We start from the raw sequence: 18751 nt of genomic DNA, 5'->3' as shown, positions 1-18751 counted from the left end.
GTCAAAAACTGACTAATCCCCTTCTTCGTATTGCCGTGCTTGCGAGTACAAATGGCACTATTTTGCCAGATATTTTTTCTGCGGATTACCAAGGAAAGGCGGAATTTTGTGTTCTTTTGACAAATAAAAATGGATGTGGTGCTCGCAAAAAGGCAGAGAAAAAGGGAATTCCAAGTGTTTTTCTTTCTGCAAAAGGAAAAACACGAGAAGAGTGGGATGCCGAGGCGATTCATATTCTCCAAGAATATAAGGCAGATCTCGTGATTCTTGTCGGATTTATGCGCATTCTCTCACCTATTTTTGTCTCTGTTTTTCCTGAATGCATTCTTAATATTCATCCATCTCTCCTTCCAAAATTCGCAGGAGGAATGGATACCGATGTACACGCAGAAGTGCTTCGCTCAAAAGAAACCGAAACCGGCGCGACGGTTCATATAGTAACGGAAGAGCTTGATGCCGGACCCATTATTCTTCAGAAATCTACTCCTGTATTTCCTGATGATACGCCAGAAACACTCAAAAATCGCGTTCAATCTCTTGAAAAAGAGATTCTTCCAGAGGCAATTCGAAGATTTTTGATGTAGTGACAAGTCGAGACCTGTCACTACAGATTATTTTTTAACCCAAAAAATCGTTCTGCGTTTGTTGTTGTCTGCTTTGCAATTTTTGAAAAATCTTCTTCGCGAATTTTTGCGAGAAATTCCGCTGTATAACGTGTAAACCCCGGTTCGTTTCGCTTGCCACGTTTGGGAACGGGCGCCAAAAAAGGAGAATCGGTTTCAACGAAAACTCGATCAAGAGATGCATTTTTTGCCACCTCCAAAAGCTCTGGATGTGCATTTTTAAAAGTAAGAATTCCGGGAAACGAAATCATTCCGCCAGCATCAAAAATCTGTTTAGCGAACGCCATATTTCCCGAAAAACAGTGAATGACAAAAGGAATTTCTCGAAGATCCGCAAGAACTGATAGAAAAACGTCTTCTGCTTCGCGCAGGTGAATAATGAGCGGTTTTTTGGTTTTCTTGGCAAGTTCTATGTGCGCAAAAAAAGCCTTTCGTTGAAGGAGCTCTGACGGATTTCCTTCTCGGTAAAAATCGAAACCAGTTTCCCCAATGGCAACCACTTTTGGATGAGTAACAGCTTCAACAATCCTCTCAAAGTCTTTTGAAAAATCTTCCGAAACTTCGTCGGGATGAATGCCGACCGCCGCAAAAACCCCCTCGTTTGACTGTGCAATTTCGAGTGTTTTTGTAATCGCATTGGGATGACAACCAATGGTGATCATTCGCTCAACACCAAGTTCTTTTGCTCGTGCAATCACTTCTGCGCGATCTTCCTCGAAATTTGGAAAATCTAAATGACAATGAGTATCAACAAGCATGTGATGAAAAAATCCTTTGCATTGTAAGAGACAAGAAGAAGATGACGCAAATTGCTGAATATTTTTTTTCTGTTACACTCAAGACCTCTTCATCTTGTATTATGCGTCTTTTGCATTCGGAACAAAAAGGAGGTGTTTTTGCTTTTATGGGAGTGATAGCTCGAGGAGATGGAGTTGGAACGAGTTTGGGGTTTCCCACACTTAATATTCATACGAAGGAAAAACTTCAAAAAGGAGTCTTTGTCACTCGTATCCGCTTTGTTGATGGGAACATTTTTTTAGGAGTGCTTCATATAGGCGCACGCCCAACACTCAAAAAAAAAGAAATTCGAGTGGAAGCTCATCTCTTCAATTTCTCTCAAATAGTTCCAGAAGGAGAGCAAATTTTTGGAGAAGTGCTTTTAAAAATTCGTGAAGTGCAAAAATTTCGTAACACAAAGGAACTTCAGGAACAAATTGCAAAAGATATTTTCCACGCAAAAAAAATAATAGAGACTCTTTCATAGAATGAGTTTTCTCTGAATTATAGGCGATTTTTTCAAAGCCCTTTTCCGTTGACGACCTATAAACATCCATTGCTCTGGACGAAACCGTGGAAGAAATCGCTATACTTCTCCTGTTTTTTTACAAGTTCCATGATGATTAGCCCAAAGAACATGAGGGTATGTCTTTTTGATGGCATTCACAAAAACGGAATTCAGGTCTTTCGAGATGCTGGTTTTACCGATATTCACCTCTTCCCCAATTCGCTTCCCGAAGAGGAATTGTATAAAGAAATTGCCAATGCGCATATTGTGGGAATTCGCTCAAAAACAAAACTTCCTCGAAAAGTTCTTGCAGAAGCAAAAAAACTTCTTTGTATTGGGCGATATGGAATTGGAGTGAATAATGTCGATCTTTCGGCGGCAGAAGAATTTGGTATTCCCGTTTTTAACGGACCATTTTCGAGCACACGTTCAGTAGCAGAACTCGTGATTGGACTCATATTTTCATTATTTCGACGCATTCCAGAGCTATCTGCCGATATGCATAGGGGCGGTTGGTCAAAATCCGCAAAAGACTGCTTAGAAGTTCGAGGAAAAACATTGGGACTTGTGGGGTATGGAAATATCGCAAGTCAAATTTCCGTCCTTGCAGAAGCACTTGGCATGAAAGTAATTTACAGTGATGTTCGCGTGGTACTGCCACTCGGAAATGCGCGACAGATGCCATTTGAAGAAGTATTGGCAAATGCGGATGTGGTGTCGCTCCATGTTCCAGGGATTCCTTCTACCGAAAACATGATGAACGCAAAAACACTGTGTGTGATGAAACAGGGAAGCTATCTCATCAATTGCGCTCGGGGAACAGTGGTAAATATTCCCGATTTACAATCTGCTCTTAATTCTGGGCATCTTCGTGGAGCGGCAATTGATGTGTTTCCGAAAGAACCGAAATCGAAAGACGAGATATTTTCATGTGAGCTTCAAGGAACTCCAAATGTCATTTTTACACCGCATATTGGAGGCGCAACAGAGGAAGCACAAGCAGCATTGGGAATAGAGGTTTCTGAAAAAATGAAAGCCTACACCCTTTTGGGAGATTCTTCTATGGCACTCAATTTTCCACAAATTATTCCTGGAAGTATTGCCAAAGAAACGCACCGTCTTATACTTATTCACAAAAATGAACCCGGTATACTTGCACAAATCAATGATGTTATTGCAGAGGCACAAGCAAATATTTCTGCACAGATTCTCAAAACAAAAGGATCTATTGGAGTTGTTATTGTTGATACAGAAAAAGAGATTGATGATGCTATCTCTGAAAAACTTTCTTCTCTTTCTTTTATTTCCAAATGTCTTATCCTCTCGTAAAAAACTTTACCGTTGGACCCGCAAAACTTTATCACGGTGTCGCTGATTTTCTCTGCGAAAGTCTGCAAAACGGAATAGCGGAAATTTCTCATCGAAGCGAAAAGTTTTCTGAAATTTCGGAAAACACCATTACTTCACTTCGAACTTTTTTTCATATTCCTGAAGAATATCGTGTTTACTACACCTATTCTGCCACAGAAGCGATGGAAATTTTAGTGCGGAGCGCAGTCACAAAAAAAGCTTGCCATGTTTCCAATGGAAATTTTGGGAATGTCTGGGCAAAAGAATCAAAATCCGCCCAAAAAGAAGTGCAAAAAATAACACATGAAGGAGAAAAACGAGTTGAGGTCGATGAGATTTTTCCCGATTCCGATGCAGAATTTCTCGCACTAACGGCAAATGAAACATCCACCGGAATTGCGTATCGTCCCGAAGAAATTGCAGAAATTCGCAAGAAGCATCCACATATCCTCTTTGGCATTGATATTACGAGCGCCATGGGAGCAGTGACATTTGACTTTTCTCAGGCAGATGCCTGGTTTTTTTCGGTTCAGAAAGCACTCGGGCTTCCTGCTGGGCTTGGCATACTTATTGTTGGTCCGCGCATTTGGGAAAAGGCAATAGTGCGCGAATCCACCGGAGAAGATGTTGGGTGTCACCATTGTCTGTCTGGACTTGAAAAGAAAATGGAAGGGAAATTTCAAACCCCCACTACACCGAATGTTATGAATATTGCAGGACTCGGATATGTCTGTAGTCGTCTCACGAAAGACTATGGAACTCTTGAAAATTTGTACGCTTCCACAAAAGAAAAAGAGCAAATGATCTATGACTTTTTCGATTCTCATCCTCTTTTTTCTCCTGCTATCTCTGTCGGTCGATCAGAGAGTGTACTGGTATTTAAGGGGAAAGAAGAAGATATTACTCATCTCCACACACAGCTTTCACAAAAGGGAATAGAAGTGGGAAAAGGCTATGGAAAGGCAAAAAAATGTCAAATTCGTATCGGAAATTTCCCCGTTACAAATGCCAGTGACATAGCGAATCTTTTAAGAGAAATCGGAAAATAACATAGGAACAATAAATTGCTTGCACACTCAGAAAATATGGAGATTCCTCCTAGTTTTCTGGAAAAGTCTTTTGATATCTCGGATATTTTACAGATGCTCCGAAATCTTGACGTTTCTCTTTTTTCTGTCGTGTAAAAAATAATAATAAAATGTACTATTATTTGTAATTTTCAACATCATAAAAAATACTTTTGTAAAGCCAATAAGAAAGATTTGACAATTTATATTATTTTTTTGATATTAGTGATTCACTGTTCCTCTCTCTTTCTTTTCCTATTTTTGAGAACGATATGCAGAAATTCTTCTTTCGACTCGGTCTTTTTTCCCTCGTTCTTTTTGCGTTCTCGGGCTTTTCAGATTTCTCTGAAGCGGCAGGAAACCTTATCCCAAATGGGGATTTTGAAAAAGCTGAACCAGGAATATCAAAGTATCCAGACGATTGGCGACAACGCGGAAGCGCCATTTTTGGATTCTCTTTTTCTTATCCTGCTACTGGAAAAGATGGAAACGGAGTTTCTCTTCAAAAACTCAACAGTTTTCCATTGCAGGGCTGGTGGTATTTTCTTCCGGTAACAGTAACTCCGGGGAAAACCTACCATTACCATCACAACTACAAATCGAGCACAGCAACGGAAATTCGAGCACAATACACTCTCACGAACAGATTAAAACAAACTGTACTATTAGGAAGCGTTCCTGCTTCAGAAAACTGGAGTAATATTGAATTCTCGTTTGTCGCGCCCGCCAATGCAAAAAATATAACGGTGTACCAATCTCTTTCTAAGGTAGGAACACTTTCCATTGACAATGCCTCTCTTGAGGAAGAAGCGGTGACTGATACTACTCCACCAACAGTCTCTCTCACTACCCCAACAAATGGAGCAACCGTTTCTGATTCTATTACCGTTCAAGCAAATGCTACTGATAACATTGGAGTTACTGGTGTTCAGTTCCTCCTTGATGGAAGCCCTCTTCAAAGCGAAGTAATAAGTGCTCCTTACACTCTTTCTCTTGATACAAAGACGATTACAAATGGAGCACACACGCTTTCTGCAACAGCTCGTGATGCCACTGGAAACACAGCAACCGCAACGGAAATTTCGGTAACGGTTTCAAATGTAGTGAGTCCACCACCACCACCTCCTCCTACTTCTCAAAATCTTGTACAAAACCCATCATTCCAAGAGGGGCAAAATGGAGTGCCACTCTCTTGGGAACAAGGATCTTGGGGAACCCACACTTCGACATTTGAATACCCTGTTACAGGGCGAACAGATGCTCTTGCCGCTCGTGTCACTATTACGAACTATGGAACTGAAGGAGATGCAAAATGGGTTTTCGATGCCATTCCTGTAACTGCTGGAGAATCTTTTCTCTATGAAGATTACTACCAATCCGATATTCCCTCCGAGCTTACTGTCATGTTTCATCTTTCTGATGGAACGGATACTTTTCAATACCTCGGAGCACCTGAAGCAAGTCCTTCCACTTGGAAGAAGGCAACTGCATCCTTTTTTACTCCAGAAAATGCCGTTTCTGTCACCGTTTTTCATCTTATCCGACAGAACGGATCTCTTACACTCGATGATATTTCACTTTCAAAAAATACCGATAGCGCTTTTTCTACTGGTTTTGTCACTCTTTCTTTTGATGATGGTTGGGTTACTCACTTTACAAATGCGAAGCCTATTTTAGAAGCGGCAAACATGAAGGGATCATTCTATATCATCACTGATGAAATGAAGAGTGCTCCTTCTCTTTCAAATCTCATTTCAAACGCTGGGTTTGAAGTAGGAACTGAAGGACAACCAAATGAATGGGAAAGCAATATCTGGAGTGATGCCACCGCCCAATTTTCGTATCCTGTTCCTGGTCATACTGGTGTTGCAGCATCAGTAACAGTAACTCAAGCAAACGGAGGAGATGCAAAATGGTTCTTCGATGAAGTTCTCGTTTCAGGAGGAGCTTCTTATACCTATTCTGAATACTACAAAAGCAATGTTTCAACAGAAACCGTCGCGCAATATCTTCTTTCTGATGGAACGTATCAATACGACTTTGTAGATGATGTTCCTTCATCTTCCTCTGAATGGCAACCCTACAGTGTCACACTTACTATGCCTGCAAATGCAACAACATTTTCTCTTTTGCATACCATTACTGTCCCTGGAGAACTTGCTATTGATGATACAAGCCTTTCCACTCCCGGAGGCGGAATAATAAATGATGAGACATACATGTCCGCTTCAGAAGTTCGACAATTAGAGCAAAGTGGGCACGAGATTGGTTCTCATACAAAAACACACCCCTCTCTTCCCCTTCTCTCTTTTGCACAGGCACAAGAGGAAATTGAGGGATCAAAAAGCGACCTCCTTGCCACAGGAATCTCCCTCGTCAACACCTTTGTTTATCCGTATGGAGACTATAACAATGGAATAGTCGACATGGTTCGAAATGCGGGGTATATTGGTGCCAGAACAGTTGTTCGAGGGGAAAATGAACATAATTCTGATCCACTCCTTCTCAAAACCCAAGAGGTTGACCGCAACACGACCATCGAAGATGTTCGCGCTTGGATTCAAGAAGCAAAAACAACAAAGACTTGGCTTGTGCTCATGTTCCACCGAATTGACGACTCTACCGATTTCTACGGAAATTCTCCGGCACTTTTGGAACAAATTGTCTCTGAAATCTCACAGAGCAACATGCCAGTTAAAACACTTCGAGAGGGAGTTCAACTCCTTACTCCTGCATCCTGATTTTTTTGATCTTTCTTATTCCCCCTTTTGATATGAAACGTATTTTTCAAAAGGGGGTTTTTGTATTTTTTGCCTCATGTTTTGTTGGTGGGTCAGCACTCGCTTCTTTTTCTGATATTTCTCCAAATACTCCTTTTGCTTCTGAGATCGAAACACTTCAAAATCGCAATGTTCTTCAAGGATATGCTGATGGAACCTATCGCCCCGAAGGACTTATAAATCGCTACGATTTTGTAAAAATCATTATTGCCGCACGATTTTCCTCTTCTAATATTTCACTTTGTGAAACCTCTCGCTTCTTTTTTCCCGATGTTCCTGCGTCGCATTGGGCTGTTTCTTTTCTGTGTCTCGCAAAGGAAATGGGAGTTATTAAGGGATACTCCGATGGAACATTTCACGGAGAGCAGAACATCACTCTCGCAGAGGCCCTAAAAGTGATTTTTTTCTCCCTTGCTATTCCTGTGGACTCTGCACCGTCAAGTGATCCATGGTATACATCTCTTTTTGAAAAAGCAGAAGAGAACAATCTTCTCACTCAGCTTTCGAATGCTTTTCCCAATCGTTTTATAAACAGAGGAGAAATGGCACACCTTTTCATTACAACGGAATCAACTTTTAAGGATGAACAACCTGAACCATCTTCTTTATGGGAAGGATGGAAAAAAACAATGACAACAGTATTTTGGGTTGGAGAGCTTCCAGGAGACGATAACGCATATATTTCTAATACTGAAAGTGCATGGGATGACAAATGGATGCAACATTTTGGAGGAACAGATGATCCGAATAATCGGTGTGGATACCGCCCTTGCGATTTTATTCCAAAAGAGAATCCTTTTTATTTTGCACTTCCCTATAACGATCTTGATGACAATGGGAACCGAAAAAAATCCGCAGAACTCGTTCCTTGGTTTGAAGAAGCAAAGCAAAAAAAATCTATCCTCAAAAATAGATGGATTGCCGTTTCACTTGAGGGGAAGATTTGCTACGCACAATGGCAAGATGTTGGACCACTTTCAGAAGACGATTTTGAATATGTTTTTGGAGATACGGAAAATCCAAAAAATAGCTTTGGTGCTTCTGCCGGACTCGATATTTCTCCAGCGACATGGGATTGCCTTGGAATGACGACAAACGCCGAAGTACACTGGAAATTTGTCTCCCGAGAGGATGTGCCAGAAGGTCCTTGGACAGAAACAGAAACAACGACTGATGTTCGATGGTAAATGGAGGATAGAGGGTTAAGAGCTCAAAACCTTCAAAAATTGCCGTTTCTGCAAAAAAACGGAATACTTTATGCTGAAAATTTCTCAAAAAAATGGTTCGCAGAAAAAAACGAACACTTCGGCAAAAGGTTCAACACTCCCCTCTTCGAAGAAGAAAAAAGGCATCCCTTCTTCCATCACTCAAAATAAATGAACAACAGTCTCAAGAGATGTGGGGAATTCTTTTTGGTGTACTTGCTGTTCTCTCTTTTTTAGGGCTTTCAAAGAAACTCGATATTTTTGGAAGTATGTTTGCCAGTGTACTATTCTCACTTTTTGGAAAAGGAGCCTATATAATGCCCATCGTCTTTGGATTTCTCTCATTCTCCTTTTTTCTTGCGAAAAGATGGGCAATGAATTTTACCAGACTTGTTGGATTTTCCTTTTTTCTTGTCGGAGGATTTGGGATATTTCACACTGTAACCCTTTCTCCAGAGCAAAGTTTTAACGCCATGAATCTTGGAGGCGGATTTTTTGGAGCATCGGGAAGCGTTCTTCCTCGCTACTTTTTAGGAGATACAGGAGCTGTTGTTCTGCTCTCTGGAATAACAGCCATTGGTGCCATTCTCTCATTTCCTGTTTCCATTTCTGGAATTTTTCGAGGGGTTCTTCTCTTTTTTACACTCTTTCTTCCAGAGAAAAAGCAAAAGAGGGAGAAGGGGCTTGATCTCAAAAAAGTAAAAGAGATAGTGCAAGCCGTTCATCAGGATCCGAACATTGATGAAGTTCGCCGAAAAAAATTGGAACAAGATCGAAAAGAAGCAGAAAAGCGACGCGAAGAATTTCGAAAAAAAGAAGCAGAACGAAAAGAAAAAGCAGATCGACCACTTGTTTCTGCGGTAGGAGAATGGGAATTCCCTTCTCTTAGTCTTCTCGAAAACAAAAAAATGACCATCCTCACCGATGAAAAAGAACTTGCCGAAAAAGAACTTCTCATTCAGGAGAAACTTTTAGAATTTGGTATTGGGTGCGATCGTGGTCCAGCGAATGCCGGTCCAACCGTAACACAATATACCATTAAGCCACAGGAGGGCGTAAAGCTCTCAAAGATTACAAGCTTAAAGAACGATCTTACCCTTGCTCTCGCCGCTTCTTCTATTCGTATTGAGGCACCTATCCCTGGAAAAGATTTGGTAGGTATTGAAATTCCGAACGAAAAACGAGCGACGGTCTATCTCAAAGAAATACTCGAAAGTAAGGAATTTGAAAATATTAAGAGCTCTATGCGTATAGCGCTTGGACGCGACGTTGCTGGAAATGCAGTTGTTGCGAATCTTTCAGATATGCCGCATCTCCTTATTGCAGGAGCAACCGGCGCCGGAAAATCAGTAGGAATGAATGCCTTTCTTATTTCGTTACTTTACCAAAATTCTCCAGCTGATTTAAAACTTATTCTCGTAGATCCAAAACGAGTAGAGCTTGCCCCATACAACAATATTCCCCATCTTCTCACCCCAGTTATTACAGAGTCAGATAAGGCGCTCTCTGCACTCCGATGGGCAGTGGCAGAAATGATGCGTCGCTACGGAGAACTCGCAAAAAAAGGCTATCGAAATGCAGATGAATTTAATGATCGTGAAAAAGAAAAAATGCCAAAAATTGTTATTGTGGTGGATGAGCTTGCGGACTTGATGATGCGCCAACTCAAAAAAGAAACCGAAGCGGCAATTTGCCGACTCGCCCAAATGGCACGTGCCGTCGGAATGCACCTTATCATTGCGACTCAACGCCCTTCTGTAGATGTTATTACAGGACTTATTAAGGCGAATATCCCGACCAGAATTGCTTTTGCCGTAACGAGTGCTGTTGACTCTCGTACAATCTTGGATTCCATTGGTGCAGAAGATCTTCTCGGAAAAGGTGACCTGCTCTTTTCAAACGCCTCACTCACAAAACCAAAGCGCATTCAGGGAATTTATATTAGCACCGATGAAGTAAATCGGGTCACAAATCGTCTTAAAATTATCGGACAACCAGAGTATGATGAATCGATTCTTGAGGGGGATGAGGAGCACGAGGCGATTCCAGGGTTTAACGATTTTAGTGATGAAGGAGGAGATATCAACAAAAAAGCAATTGATGTAATACGACAAACCGGAAAAGCAAGTGCAAGTTTATTACAACGAAGGCTTTCTGTGGGATATGCACGTGCGGCGCGTATTTTAGATGAGTTAGAGGAACAAGGGCTTATTGGTCCAGCGCGTGGCGCAAAACCACGAGATATTTACTTATAATTTACGTCACCTACTCAAAAAATACTGGATGTGGATCTCCAAGAAATTTTGGATTGTGACGAAAGAATTTTACCTCCCAAAACGAAACCCAACGCGCGACATATTCTCGCGTATGAAACCATGAGGTTTTTTTATACGATCGCAAATCCGCCGCAACACCAAAAGAATCGATTCCAAAACTTCGACATAAGAAAAGCGCTCGCGGAAGATGAAAAGACTGTGTCACCAGAAGCGCACTTTCAACATGAAAAATATATCGCAATCGAAAACAGGTGTCATACGTTCGAAAACCCGCATAATCGAGTATAATATCTTCTTCTGGAACCCCTCTTTTGAGAAGATACATTTTCCCCACCACGGGCTCGTTGTAGTCTGCATGAGAATTATCCCCAGAGATGAGCACTTTTTTTACTTTTCCTAAAGCGTAGAGTTTTGCGCCCTGATGAAGACGATCAGAAAAAATATCAGAGGGCTTTCCAAAAGCAGCAGAAGCACCAAATATAACTGCCACAGGTTTTTGAGGGGCATTTTCTAAAGAAAAATCTGTATCCGAAACAAAGAAAAAAAATACAAATGGAGTACAAAAAAGAGCTCCAACAATGAGCGTAAAAACAAGAAAAAGACGCTTTTTAGTGAAGCGGAGAAATTTCATAAAGAGAAATCTTCGAAAGGGTTCAAATTCTTCTTAAATTGAAGGCTCATTCTTATCTTGCGGAACAGGAGGAAGGGTTCCTCCACGAATTTCTGCCCAGTTTTTTTGACTTTCAGTGTTGTCGGAAACCGAAGTATTACTTGAGCCAGAAACACCCTGAGGGGAAGAAGTAGGAGGTTCTTTTGGCGGAAGAATCGTGAAGGTGACTTTTGTACTTGCTATTTTTGTTCCACTTTCATCAAACGCTTCCACAAGTACTGTCTTCTCTCCCTCAGGACGATTCCCAAAAACATCCGACATACGATATGACCACGTTGTATTTCCTAAAATAAATTTTGAAAGCGGATAGTCATCGACCACAATTTTTGCAGCTCCTTTTGGCGCTTTTCCGAGTACATCAATGGGATTTTCGTCAACTTCTTCACCACTTTTTGGAAAGTCAATGACGAGTCCTTGTATCGAGGAATTCTCTTCGGGTAATGCAACCGGTCCTTCTGATACATGAGACGTTCCATCTCCTTCTTTGCTGTCTTCCTGCTGAGAATCGAAAGAGGTATCTTCACCATAAATCAGGGTGATTTTCGCCTCATTTCGCTCACCATCTGAGCCAAGCGCGACAATAGTGTATTCATTTCTCCCCTCCTTCATTGTTCCCCACTGCACTGCCGCATTGTAGAGAAATTCGCGATCTCCAAGAGAAAACTTCGAAAGTTCATAATCATTTACAATAACTTTTTCCGTCCCCTCGGGAACAGTTCCACGAATAACACTAGCCGGATCAGAAACTACAATTTCCTCTCCATTTCCCCCTGGTGCAGTAACCTGTATTGCTGGAGGCTCTGGTCCGACAGAGAGAGAAGTATCAGAATTCTCTGGAATAGCCTCCTCACTTGAAACATCCTGTTGTATATCATCTGATACAACTATTTTTTGAGGAGCAATATTGGAACGAAACCACTCTGAATTTTGAAAATCGGCAGAGAGGAGTGTTTTTGAGAGAGAAGTGTTTTCGGTAGATGCCTGAGCAATATCTTCATCCGTAAGAAGGATTTCTTGTCCTACCTCCAATTCTTCGGTAGTCGTATCGCCAATGGAAAGCCGTGCGCCTCCTTCGGCAACAGAAATTCTATTCTTCTCAAAAGAAACCTCTCCTCCGCGAATTTTAACAGCTACCTCTCCACTTTCAAGTGCAACTTGAGACTTCGGATTGATCTTTCTTGGAACGCTTGCCCATATTCTCCCCTTCGTGAGTTCTAGGGAGATATTTTCTGATCGATCATCCTCGTTCCCACGAACAGTCTTGAGTGTCACCTCCGAATTTTCATCGAGAGTAACTCGTGTATTATCAAAGAAAATAAGTGTTACTCGTCCTTGTCGTGCCTGAATTGCTTCCCCCTCAAGAAGTTTTTTCACTCCTGAGTTCTCAATAAAATTTGAACTATCCGCAAGCCGAACTGCTACAGAAGCCCCCTCAGGAATATCAATAAGAGTGCTTTTTGAGACATCAGAAGAGGTGTAAAAAACATTCCATACCAAAAAAGAAGAACCACCTAAAAGAAGGATTCCAAAAAGGAAAGAAAGGGCGGGCGATCTTCGGTTTCTTGTTATCAAAAGAAGAGGAGAAAAACCGAGATTCACCTTGCATGTTTTTTTTAAAAAAAGCAAAGAGAGGAGAAGGAGAATAGAATTGATTTTTTTCTCTTTTTTCAGTAAAATAACTTGAAAAAAATATGCCAAAAAACAAAAAACCCATTACAAAGTCTGAGGCAAATATACTCTTGTCACCCCAAATATACCTTGAGGGTAGTCACCCAAGCCTGAAATCTTCACTCAAAAAAAAGAAAACTGCGGAAAAAAAGTCAATTGAGATGATTTTTAGAGCTAAGAAAAAAGAAACCTCTCTTGAGAATACCCTCGTTTTCACCAAAGAAAAAAAAGAAGTACCAAAAAAGAAATTGCCACCAAAAAAGAAAGAAATATCAAAAAAAGAAGGAGTACAACCTCAAAAAATACTTTCTCCTTTTGTCATTTGTCACGAAGAAAAGGTTCCTCCAAAAAGAAAATCATCCTCCTTTCTCAAGCAAACAACTTCAACAACACTCGGTATAATGCGCTCCTTAGGAAAAAAGAAAGAGCAAAACCTTCCCCAAGCAACTCGCCTCAGCAGAAGAATACAGGTTACTAGAGATCCAAAGGAAAACACAATGCTCGAAATTGATACCAGCGCTCAACATCTTCGACTCTATCGCCCAGAAAAGAAGCAATATTGGAAGCCAAGGGGAACGAAGAGTGCTCCAGAACAATGTATTTCTGATCTTCTGCGAATTTCCCCGTATAAATCACTTCGCGCAAAAACCATACCAACCCAAATAAAAAAAGAGGAAAAGGCAAATGTTTTTCTGGGAATGGAGCCTACTCAGTGTCATTTTCGACCAAAAACACCTATAGAAACAGATTTCTACGAAATTTATTCATTTTCTCCAGAAGAAAAAAAGCCGACGACATCTATTGCCTCACAAGAAGCTATTCTCCTTAAATCTCATCCCGATGCGTCAACACACACCATGTTGACGACCCCCATTTACTCAGAAGAGGAGGTTTGTAAACTTCCGACACACAAAGTAACACAAGGCGGAGAAAGCATTGAGCCCCTTGAAAAAGCGAAGGAGACAATTTTGAGTATAACCCATGGAGAAAGTATTCCGCTCCCGAAAACAACAAAAAAAATGCCACAAAAGAAAAAGGTGGCAAATACCTCTTTTTCAGAAGGACCCGTATACAAGAAAAAGAATATTTCTTGGGAAATAGAAAAGGAGCGTCACATTGCGACTCGAAAAAAGAAAGAAGTTCTCCAGAAAACAAAATATGTACCATCGTGTATTATTGTTGTTCGGAAGAGACCAACACTCTTAGCGCAAATTCAAGAGAAATTGAGTAAGATACGACTTCCAAAGAGAGAGAAGAGGGAGAAGGAAATTCATTCTGAGTCACTTATTCTTGCGGTGAGAAAGCATCCGCCAGAAAGAGTTCAGGAAGAGGTTTTAGAAACTCTTACAGAAGAAGTTCTCCAGAAAACAAAATATGTACCATCGTGTATTATTGTTGTTCGGAAGAGACCAACACTCTTAGCGCAAATTCAAGAGAAATTGAGTAAGATACGACTTCCAAAGAGAGAGAAGAGGGAGAAGGAAATTCATTCTGAGTCACTTATTCTTGCGGTGAGAAAGCATCCGCCAGAAAGAGTTCAGGAAGAGGTTTCAGAAACTCTTACAGAAGAAGTTCTCCAGAAAACAAAATATGTACCATCGTGTATTATTGTTGTTCGGAAGAGACCAACACTCTTAGCGCAAATTCAAGAGAAATTGAGTAAGATACGACTTCCAAAGAGAGAGAAGAGGGAGAAGGAAATTCATTCTGAGTCACTTATTCTTGCGGTGAGAAAGCATCCGCTAGAAAGAGTTCAGGAAGAGGTTTCAGAAACTCTTACAGAAGAAGTTCTCCAGAAAACAAAATATGTACCATCGTGTATTAAAGATGAAAAAGAAGTAAATTCTTCTCTGCTAAAAAAGATATTTTCGTTCTTTGGAAAAAAGAAAACAGGAGCGCATGCCAATATTCCAGCCATTCGTGCGCTTGTTCTTATAAAAAAAGGAGTCCTCCTCCCCGCCTGCATCCCAACACATTCCGAAAGCCTTGTTACTCTTCCAGAAAAGAGCAGTGTCATGATAATGAATGATACACCTCAATCGCAGAGAGAGGATTTTGAAACAATATTTTCATGGAAACCAGAAAACACACTGCAGAGTGAAAATATCTCAGAAATATCTGACGAGCATTTGGAAAACACTCCTTCAAAAGAATTCCTTCTTTCTCAAGAAGGTATCTCATCGGAACTTGCTTCTGAAAAAACAGTGCAAGAAGAAGATACTCAGTACATTTCGGAAGAAAAAAGTTCAGAACCGTTTATAGAAGAACACAGTGCTTCTTTCTTTGAGAAATGGAAAAATCGGTTCCAAAAACAAAACAAAACCGATCCCCAAACTCCCATTAATGAAACCTCTGCTTTTGATACTCTTTTCTTTTCAAAAAATGGAGAGTTGTCATCTCGCACTCCCCTTTCTCCCTTGCCAATACACGAAGAGCTGACGAATATTTCTCAAGAAGAAGTTATCGCAGATAATCTTCAAACAAGAATTCCTCAAGAACTTTCTGAGTCTCCCAAAGAACAAGATTGGGAATCCTCTCCAGAGAATGAGATCTCCTTTATGCCTATTCCAGACCAAAGTGGAGAACAAGATGTGGCTGAGCTCCCTTCTCTTTCAAAAAAAGAGACATCCTTATCGGAAGAAATGCGAGAGGAAACTTCTCTTCAAAAAGAAAAAAATGGGGTTTTCGAAAAACTTTTTTCACGAAAGAAAGAAGAGGTGCGTCCCTCATCACAAGAAATTCCACCTACCTTTGAAGAACTTTTTTCTCACCCATCTTTTTTCGAAGAAAAAGACACTCCGCCAGAAACCAACGCTTTTTCGGAACTTTCTCTTGGAGAAAAACTTTCGGAAGCCCCTTCCCCTTCAGAAGAAGCGATTCCTTTAGTGCAAACTGATTCACTTCCCGCTCCTTCTTTACCAGAAAAAGCATCAGAAAATGTACTTTCCTTTTCGGAAGAAAAAGAAATTCCCACACACACGGAAATACAAAAAGAAGAAAACCCATTCCTTGAGGCACTCCCCGGACTTTCCCCTGAAACTCCTCTTCCAAATCCTCCCGCTCCAACACCAGAAAGCATTCCAGAGAATGACAATATGCATGGAGAAGAAAATACTCTTGCAAAAATGCTCGGGAATATTTCTCAACAAAAAGAAGAGGAGGTACAGGTTTTGGGAAATGAATTTGCAGAAGAACTCCGACAGAAAAACGAGAAGAAGAAGGAGGCGAATCGGGCAAAGAGAAGAGAAGATATGCTTGCTCTTTCTCGATTTGTATGCGTCTTTTCTATTATTGCCCCCCTCTGTGTATGGGTGTACCACGAAGCACGACTCAATCCAAACAGTGGACTCTCTGAAACAATCCAATCAGAAAATTATGGAAGTGCTCTCGTAAATGCCAGAAAGCAAGAAGAGGTAAAAAAGACGGAATTAGAAACCCTGAAGCAAGCAATTACAAAACAAGAAACAGACATTAACAAGATACGAAATAACCAATATCTCGTTGATATTACACAAAACAGAGTCGATTTTATCGCCGTTATGCTCCGCATTAAAGACATTACATTCGAAACCCTCAAGATTAATGAAAAACTTAACCAAAAGTTGAAGTACATTGTTTTTAACAGTTATTCGGGGACAACAAGTAATGGAAGAACGAATATCACTATTACAGGAAGTGTTCGCGATGCAAAAGGAATGAGCTGGACACAACTCACAAGACTTATGGAGGCTATTAATAATGATGAGTATTTTGATGGAGCAGTTATTCGAAATTTCTCAAAAGCAGATGATGAATATGGAGGTGCAGTAAGTCAGTTTAGCTTCAATCTCACTTACGCTCCTCCTCCAGCAGAGACAGATACGAGTACTCATTAAATTCCCATTCTCATGTTTAAGCTTCCAGAAAAAATTCAAAAACAGGCAAATATACAAATGCTCCTTGGCATTACCAACAGCCAATGGTTGTACTATGGATTTACCGCCATTATCCTCGGAATTTCATATTTCTGGTTCTTTTCTATTACAACCGAGCTTGAAGTTACCCAACAACAAATTCTGAAATCAAACAAGAACGTTATCGCCTATCAAAATGATATTATTACAAAACAGCAAAATTTGGAAAAACTCAAACAGGAGTATGACTTGTATGATCAAAAGTACAGTCAACGCATTCGACGGGCACTTCCAGAAGGAGAACAGATTGAAGAACTTACTCGATTTCTCGAAAAATTTGCTCTTCAACTTACAAAAAAAGGTGATTTTGTAATGAACGCCGTGAGCTATGGTCCAGCAAAAAATGAAGGAAAATATTTTTCTCTCCCCATTCGACTTACATTTCAAGCAAATACGGGTAATTTCGCAAAATTCATGGAACTCATCGATCGACAATCGGGATCGCTAGAAGAAAAGGAATTTGAATTTGGAGAACCAGTACGAGCCATGCAAGTAGATCGAATCAACCTTTCTTTCCCTGAATATAATCTCGAAGCTCCTCCTGATGAATTTGTCTACAACGTAAATCTTCAGCTCAGCGCTTTTTTTACCAACCCCCCTTCAACACCTACTAATAAGAAAAAATAAATATGAATCAAAACTATCAAAAAGCACAGGATGCGATTATTTCCGGAGATTCTCCGCAAATCGTCTTGAGTATTCTCTCGTACGCACTTGATATGGGTGCTTCAGATATTCATATCGAACCAGGAGATGTAACGGTTCGTATTCGATTTCGTATTGATGGTGTGCTTCGAGAAATTGTGGAGTACCCCGCGAATATTCACGGAGCCGTTGTTTCTCGTATCAAAATTCAGTCAAATCTCAAGATCGATGAACAACGCATACCGCAAGATGGTCGTCTTCAGATGTTCACAGAAGACAGGCGAGAAATTGAGCTTCGTGTTTCCACACTCCCTACCATTCACGGAGAGAAAGTCTGTATGCGTCTTCAAGACAAAAACCGAACCATTCCTATGTTTGAAGAACTGGGAATACGAGGGAATAATTTGGCAGGAATGCACGAAATTATTAAAAATCCAAACGGAATCACTCTGGTAACCGGACCCACAGGAAGCGGAAAAACAACCACACTCTACTCAACGCTGTATCAGTTGAATAATTCGGAAGTAAATATCATGACTATTGAAGATCCAGTGGAGTATGAAATGGGAGGACTTGCACAAAGTCAGGTGCATCCAGATATTGGGTACGACTTTAACATGGGACTTCGAACCGCCCTTCGTCAAGACCCCGACATTATAATGGTGGGAGAAATTCGAGACCAAGAAACAATTGAGATCGCTATTAAAGCTGCACTCACTGGACACATGGTGCTCTCAACTATCCATACCAACTCCTCGGTATCAACGATTACTCGTATCCTCGACATGAAAGTGCAGGCGTTTAAAATTACCGCTACTCTGCGCTTCATTGAGGCACAACGGCTTGTCCGAAGACTCTGCCAACACTGCAAGGAAGAATATGATCCGGGAGAAAAAGTGCGAGATGAAATCCGTGGCGTTTTGGAAAAAAGTCATGATTCAGATTTTGACTATGAATCATTGAATAAAAATTTTACTCTCTCTCGTCCAAAAGGATGCGAAAAATGCAATGAAATGGGATACAAGGGGCGAATGGGAATATATGAACTCCTCAAAATAGATCGAATGATTGAAAAAATGGTACTTGATGGCGCTCGTGAACCCGATATTGAAGATGCCGCTGTTGGAGTAGGAATGATCACCCTTCTTCACGATGGACTCTTTAAGGCAATTATTAAAGAAACTTCTCTTGAAGAAATCTATAAAGTCGCCACTCCCGATAGCTAAATT

13 protein-coding genes are annotated in these 18751 nt (G+C 40.7%); 10 read left to right on the top strand and 3 right to left on the bottom strand.

From position 1 onward, the window contains the following. Positions 1–35 precede the first annotated feature (35 nt). A complete protein-coding gene (purN, locus tag IPN35_00210) occupies positions 36–584 on the top strand; it encodes a phosphoribosylglycinamide formyltransferase (GenBank protein QQS59302.1) in 549 nt (182 codons plus the stop codon). Between the two features lie 20 nt (positions 585–604). Here the strand turns inward: purN and IPN35_00205 are convergent, their stop codons facing one another. Continuing rightward, a complete protein-coding gene (locus tag IPN35_00205; protein QQS59301.1) occupies positions 605–1381 on the bottom strand; it encodes a TatD family hydrolase in 777 nt (258 codons plus the stop codon). On the opposite strand from IPN35_00205, the gene IPN35_00200 reads away from it, so the two are divergent. The 6 genes from IPN35_00200 to IPN35_00175 all read left to right on the top strand — a co-directional run bounded on the left by IPN35_00200 (position 1345) and on the right by IPN35_00175 (position 10565). Further along, positions 1345–1887, top strand: coding sequence for a riboflavin kinase (locus IPN35_00200; protein ID QQS59300.1), 543 nt, complete (start codon positions 1345–1347; stop codon positions 1885–1887). The genes IPN35_00205 and IPN35_00200 overlap by 37 nt on opposite strands. 129 nt (positions 1888–2016) lie before the next feature. Continuing rightward, on the top strand, positions 2017–3237 hold the full coding sequence (gene serA / locus IPN35_00195) for a phosphoglycerate dehydrogenase (protein ID QQS59299.1): 1221 nt from the start codon (positions 2017–2019) through the stop codon (positions 3235–3237). Next, positions 3219–4307: an alanine--glyoxylate aminotransferase family protein gene (locus IPN35_00190; protein ID QQS59298.1), complete on the top strand. Its 1089-nt coding sequence runs from the start codon at positions 3219–3221 to the stop codon at positions 4305–4307. The genes serA and IPN35_00190 overlap by 19 nt, the downstream gene beginning before the upstream one ends. 290 nt (positions 4308–4597) lie before the next feature. Beyond that, a complete protein-coding gene (locus IPN35_00185) occupies positions 4598–7066 on the top strand; it encodes a polysaccharide deacetylase family protein (GenBank protein ID QQS59297.1) in 2469 nt (822 codons plus the stop codon). 32 nt (positions 7067–7098) lie between these two features. After that, positions 7099–8292 carry an S-layer homology domain-containing protein gene (locus IPN35_00180; protein QQS59296.1) on the top strand — a complete coding sequence of 398 codons (1194 nt, stop codon included), beginning with the start codon at positions 7099–7101 and terminating at the stop codon, positions 8290–8292. Positions 8293–8384: 92 nt separating this feature from the next. After that, the gene (locus tag IPN35_00175; protein QQS59295.1) at positions 8385–10565 is read left to right on the top strand and encodes a DNA translocase FtsK 4TM domain-containing protein; all 2181 of its coding nucleotides are present in this window, start codon (positions 8385–8387) and stop codon (positions 10563–10565) included. Positions 10566–10575: 10 nt separating this feature from the next. Here the strand turns inward: IPN35_00175 and IPN35_00170 are convergent, their stop codons facing one another. Further along, entirely contained in the window at positions 10576–11217 is a 642-nt protein-coding gene (locus IPN35_00170; protein QQS59294.1) for a YdcF family protein, read from the bottom strand. A gap of 33 nt (positions 11218–11250) precedes the next feature. Further along, positions 11251–12828, bottom strand: a complete 1578-nt coding sequence (locus tag IPN35_00165) for a FecR domain-containing protein (GenBank protein ID QQS59293.1) — start codon at positions 12826–12828, stop codon at positions 11251–11253. 119 nt (positions 12829–12947) lie between these two features. Between IPN35_00165 and IPN35_00160 the strand changes: the two genes are divergently transcribed. The 3 genes from IPN35_00160 to IPN35_00150 are packed head-to-tail and all read left to right on the top strand — an operon-like array spanning position 12948 to position 18748. Beyond that, positions 12948–16799, top strand: a complete 3852-nt coding sequence (locus IPN35_00160; protein ID QQS59292.1) for a hypothetical protein — start codon at positions 12948–12950, stop codon at positions 16797–16799. A gap of 12 nt (positions 16800–16811) precedes the next feature. Continuing rightward, positions 16812–17504 (top strand): type 4a pilus biogenesis protein PilO, encoded by a 693-nt coding sequence (gene pilO / locus IPN35_00155; GenBank protein ID QQS59291.1) that lies wholly within the window; start codon positions 16812–16814, stop codon positions 17502–17504. A gap of 2 nt (positions 17505–17506) precedes the next feature. Then, positions 17507–18748, top strand: coding sequence for a type II/IV secretion system protein (locus tag IPN35_00150; GenBank protein QQS59290.1), 1242 nt, complete (start codon positions 17507–17509; stop codon positions 18746–18748). The last annotated feature ends 3 nt before the right edge of the window (positions 18749–18751 follow it).

The organism is Candidatus Peregrinibacteria bacterium (assembly GCA_016699755.1).
GTDB lineage: Bacteria > Patescibacteriota > Gracilibacteria > CAIRYL01.
Note: the sequence above shows the minus strand (reverse complement) of the source record. Positions and strands in the feature narration are given on the sequence as shown.

Coding starts and splice junctions, on each gene's coding strand:
- IPN35_00205 (QQS59301.1), bottom strand. CDS start 1,381: ATGCTTGTTGATACTCATTGTCATTTAGATTTTCCAAATTTCGAGGAA.
- serA (QQS59299.1), top strand. CDS start 2,017: ATGATGATTAGCCCAAAGAACATGAGGGTATGTCTTTTTGATGGCATT.
- IPN35_00190 (QQS59298.1), top strand. CDS start 3,219: ATGTCTTATCCTCTCGTAAAAAACTTTACCGTTGGACCCGCAAAACTT.
- IPN35_00185 (QQS59297.1), top strand. CDS start 4,598: ATGCAGAAATTCTTCTTTCGACTCGGTCTTTTTTCCCTCGTTCTTTTT.
- IPN35_00180 (QQS59296.1), top strand. CDS start 7,099: ATGAAACGTATTTTTCAAAAGGGGGTTTTTGTATTTTTTGCCTCATGT.
- IPN35_00175 (QQS59295.1), top strand. CDS start 8,385: ATGGTTCGCAGAAAAAAACGAACACTTCGGCAAAAGGTTCAACACTCC.
- IPN35_00170 (QQS59294.1), bottom strand. CDS start 11,217: ATGAAATTTCTCCGCTTCACTAAAAAGCGTCTTTTTCTTGTTTTTACG.
- IPN35_00160 (QQS59292.1), top strand. CDS start 12,948: ATGCCAAAAAACAAAAAACCCATTACAAAGTCTGAGGCAAATATACTC.
- pilO (QQS59291.1), top strand. CDS start 16,812: ATGTTTAAGCTTCCAGAAAAAATTCAAAAACAGGCAAATATACAAATG.
- IPN35_00150 (QQS59290.1), top strand. CDS start 17,507: ATGAATCAAAACTATCAAAAAGCACAGGATGCGATTATTTCCGGAGAT.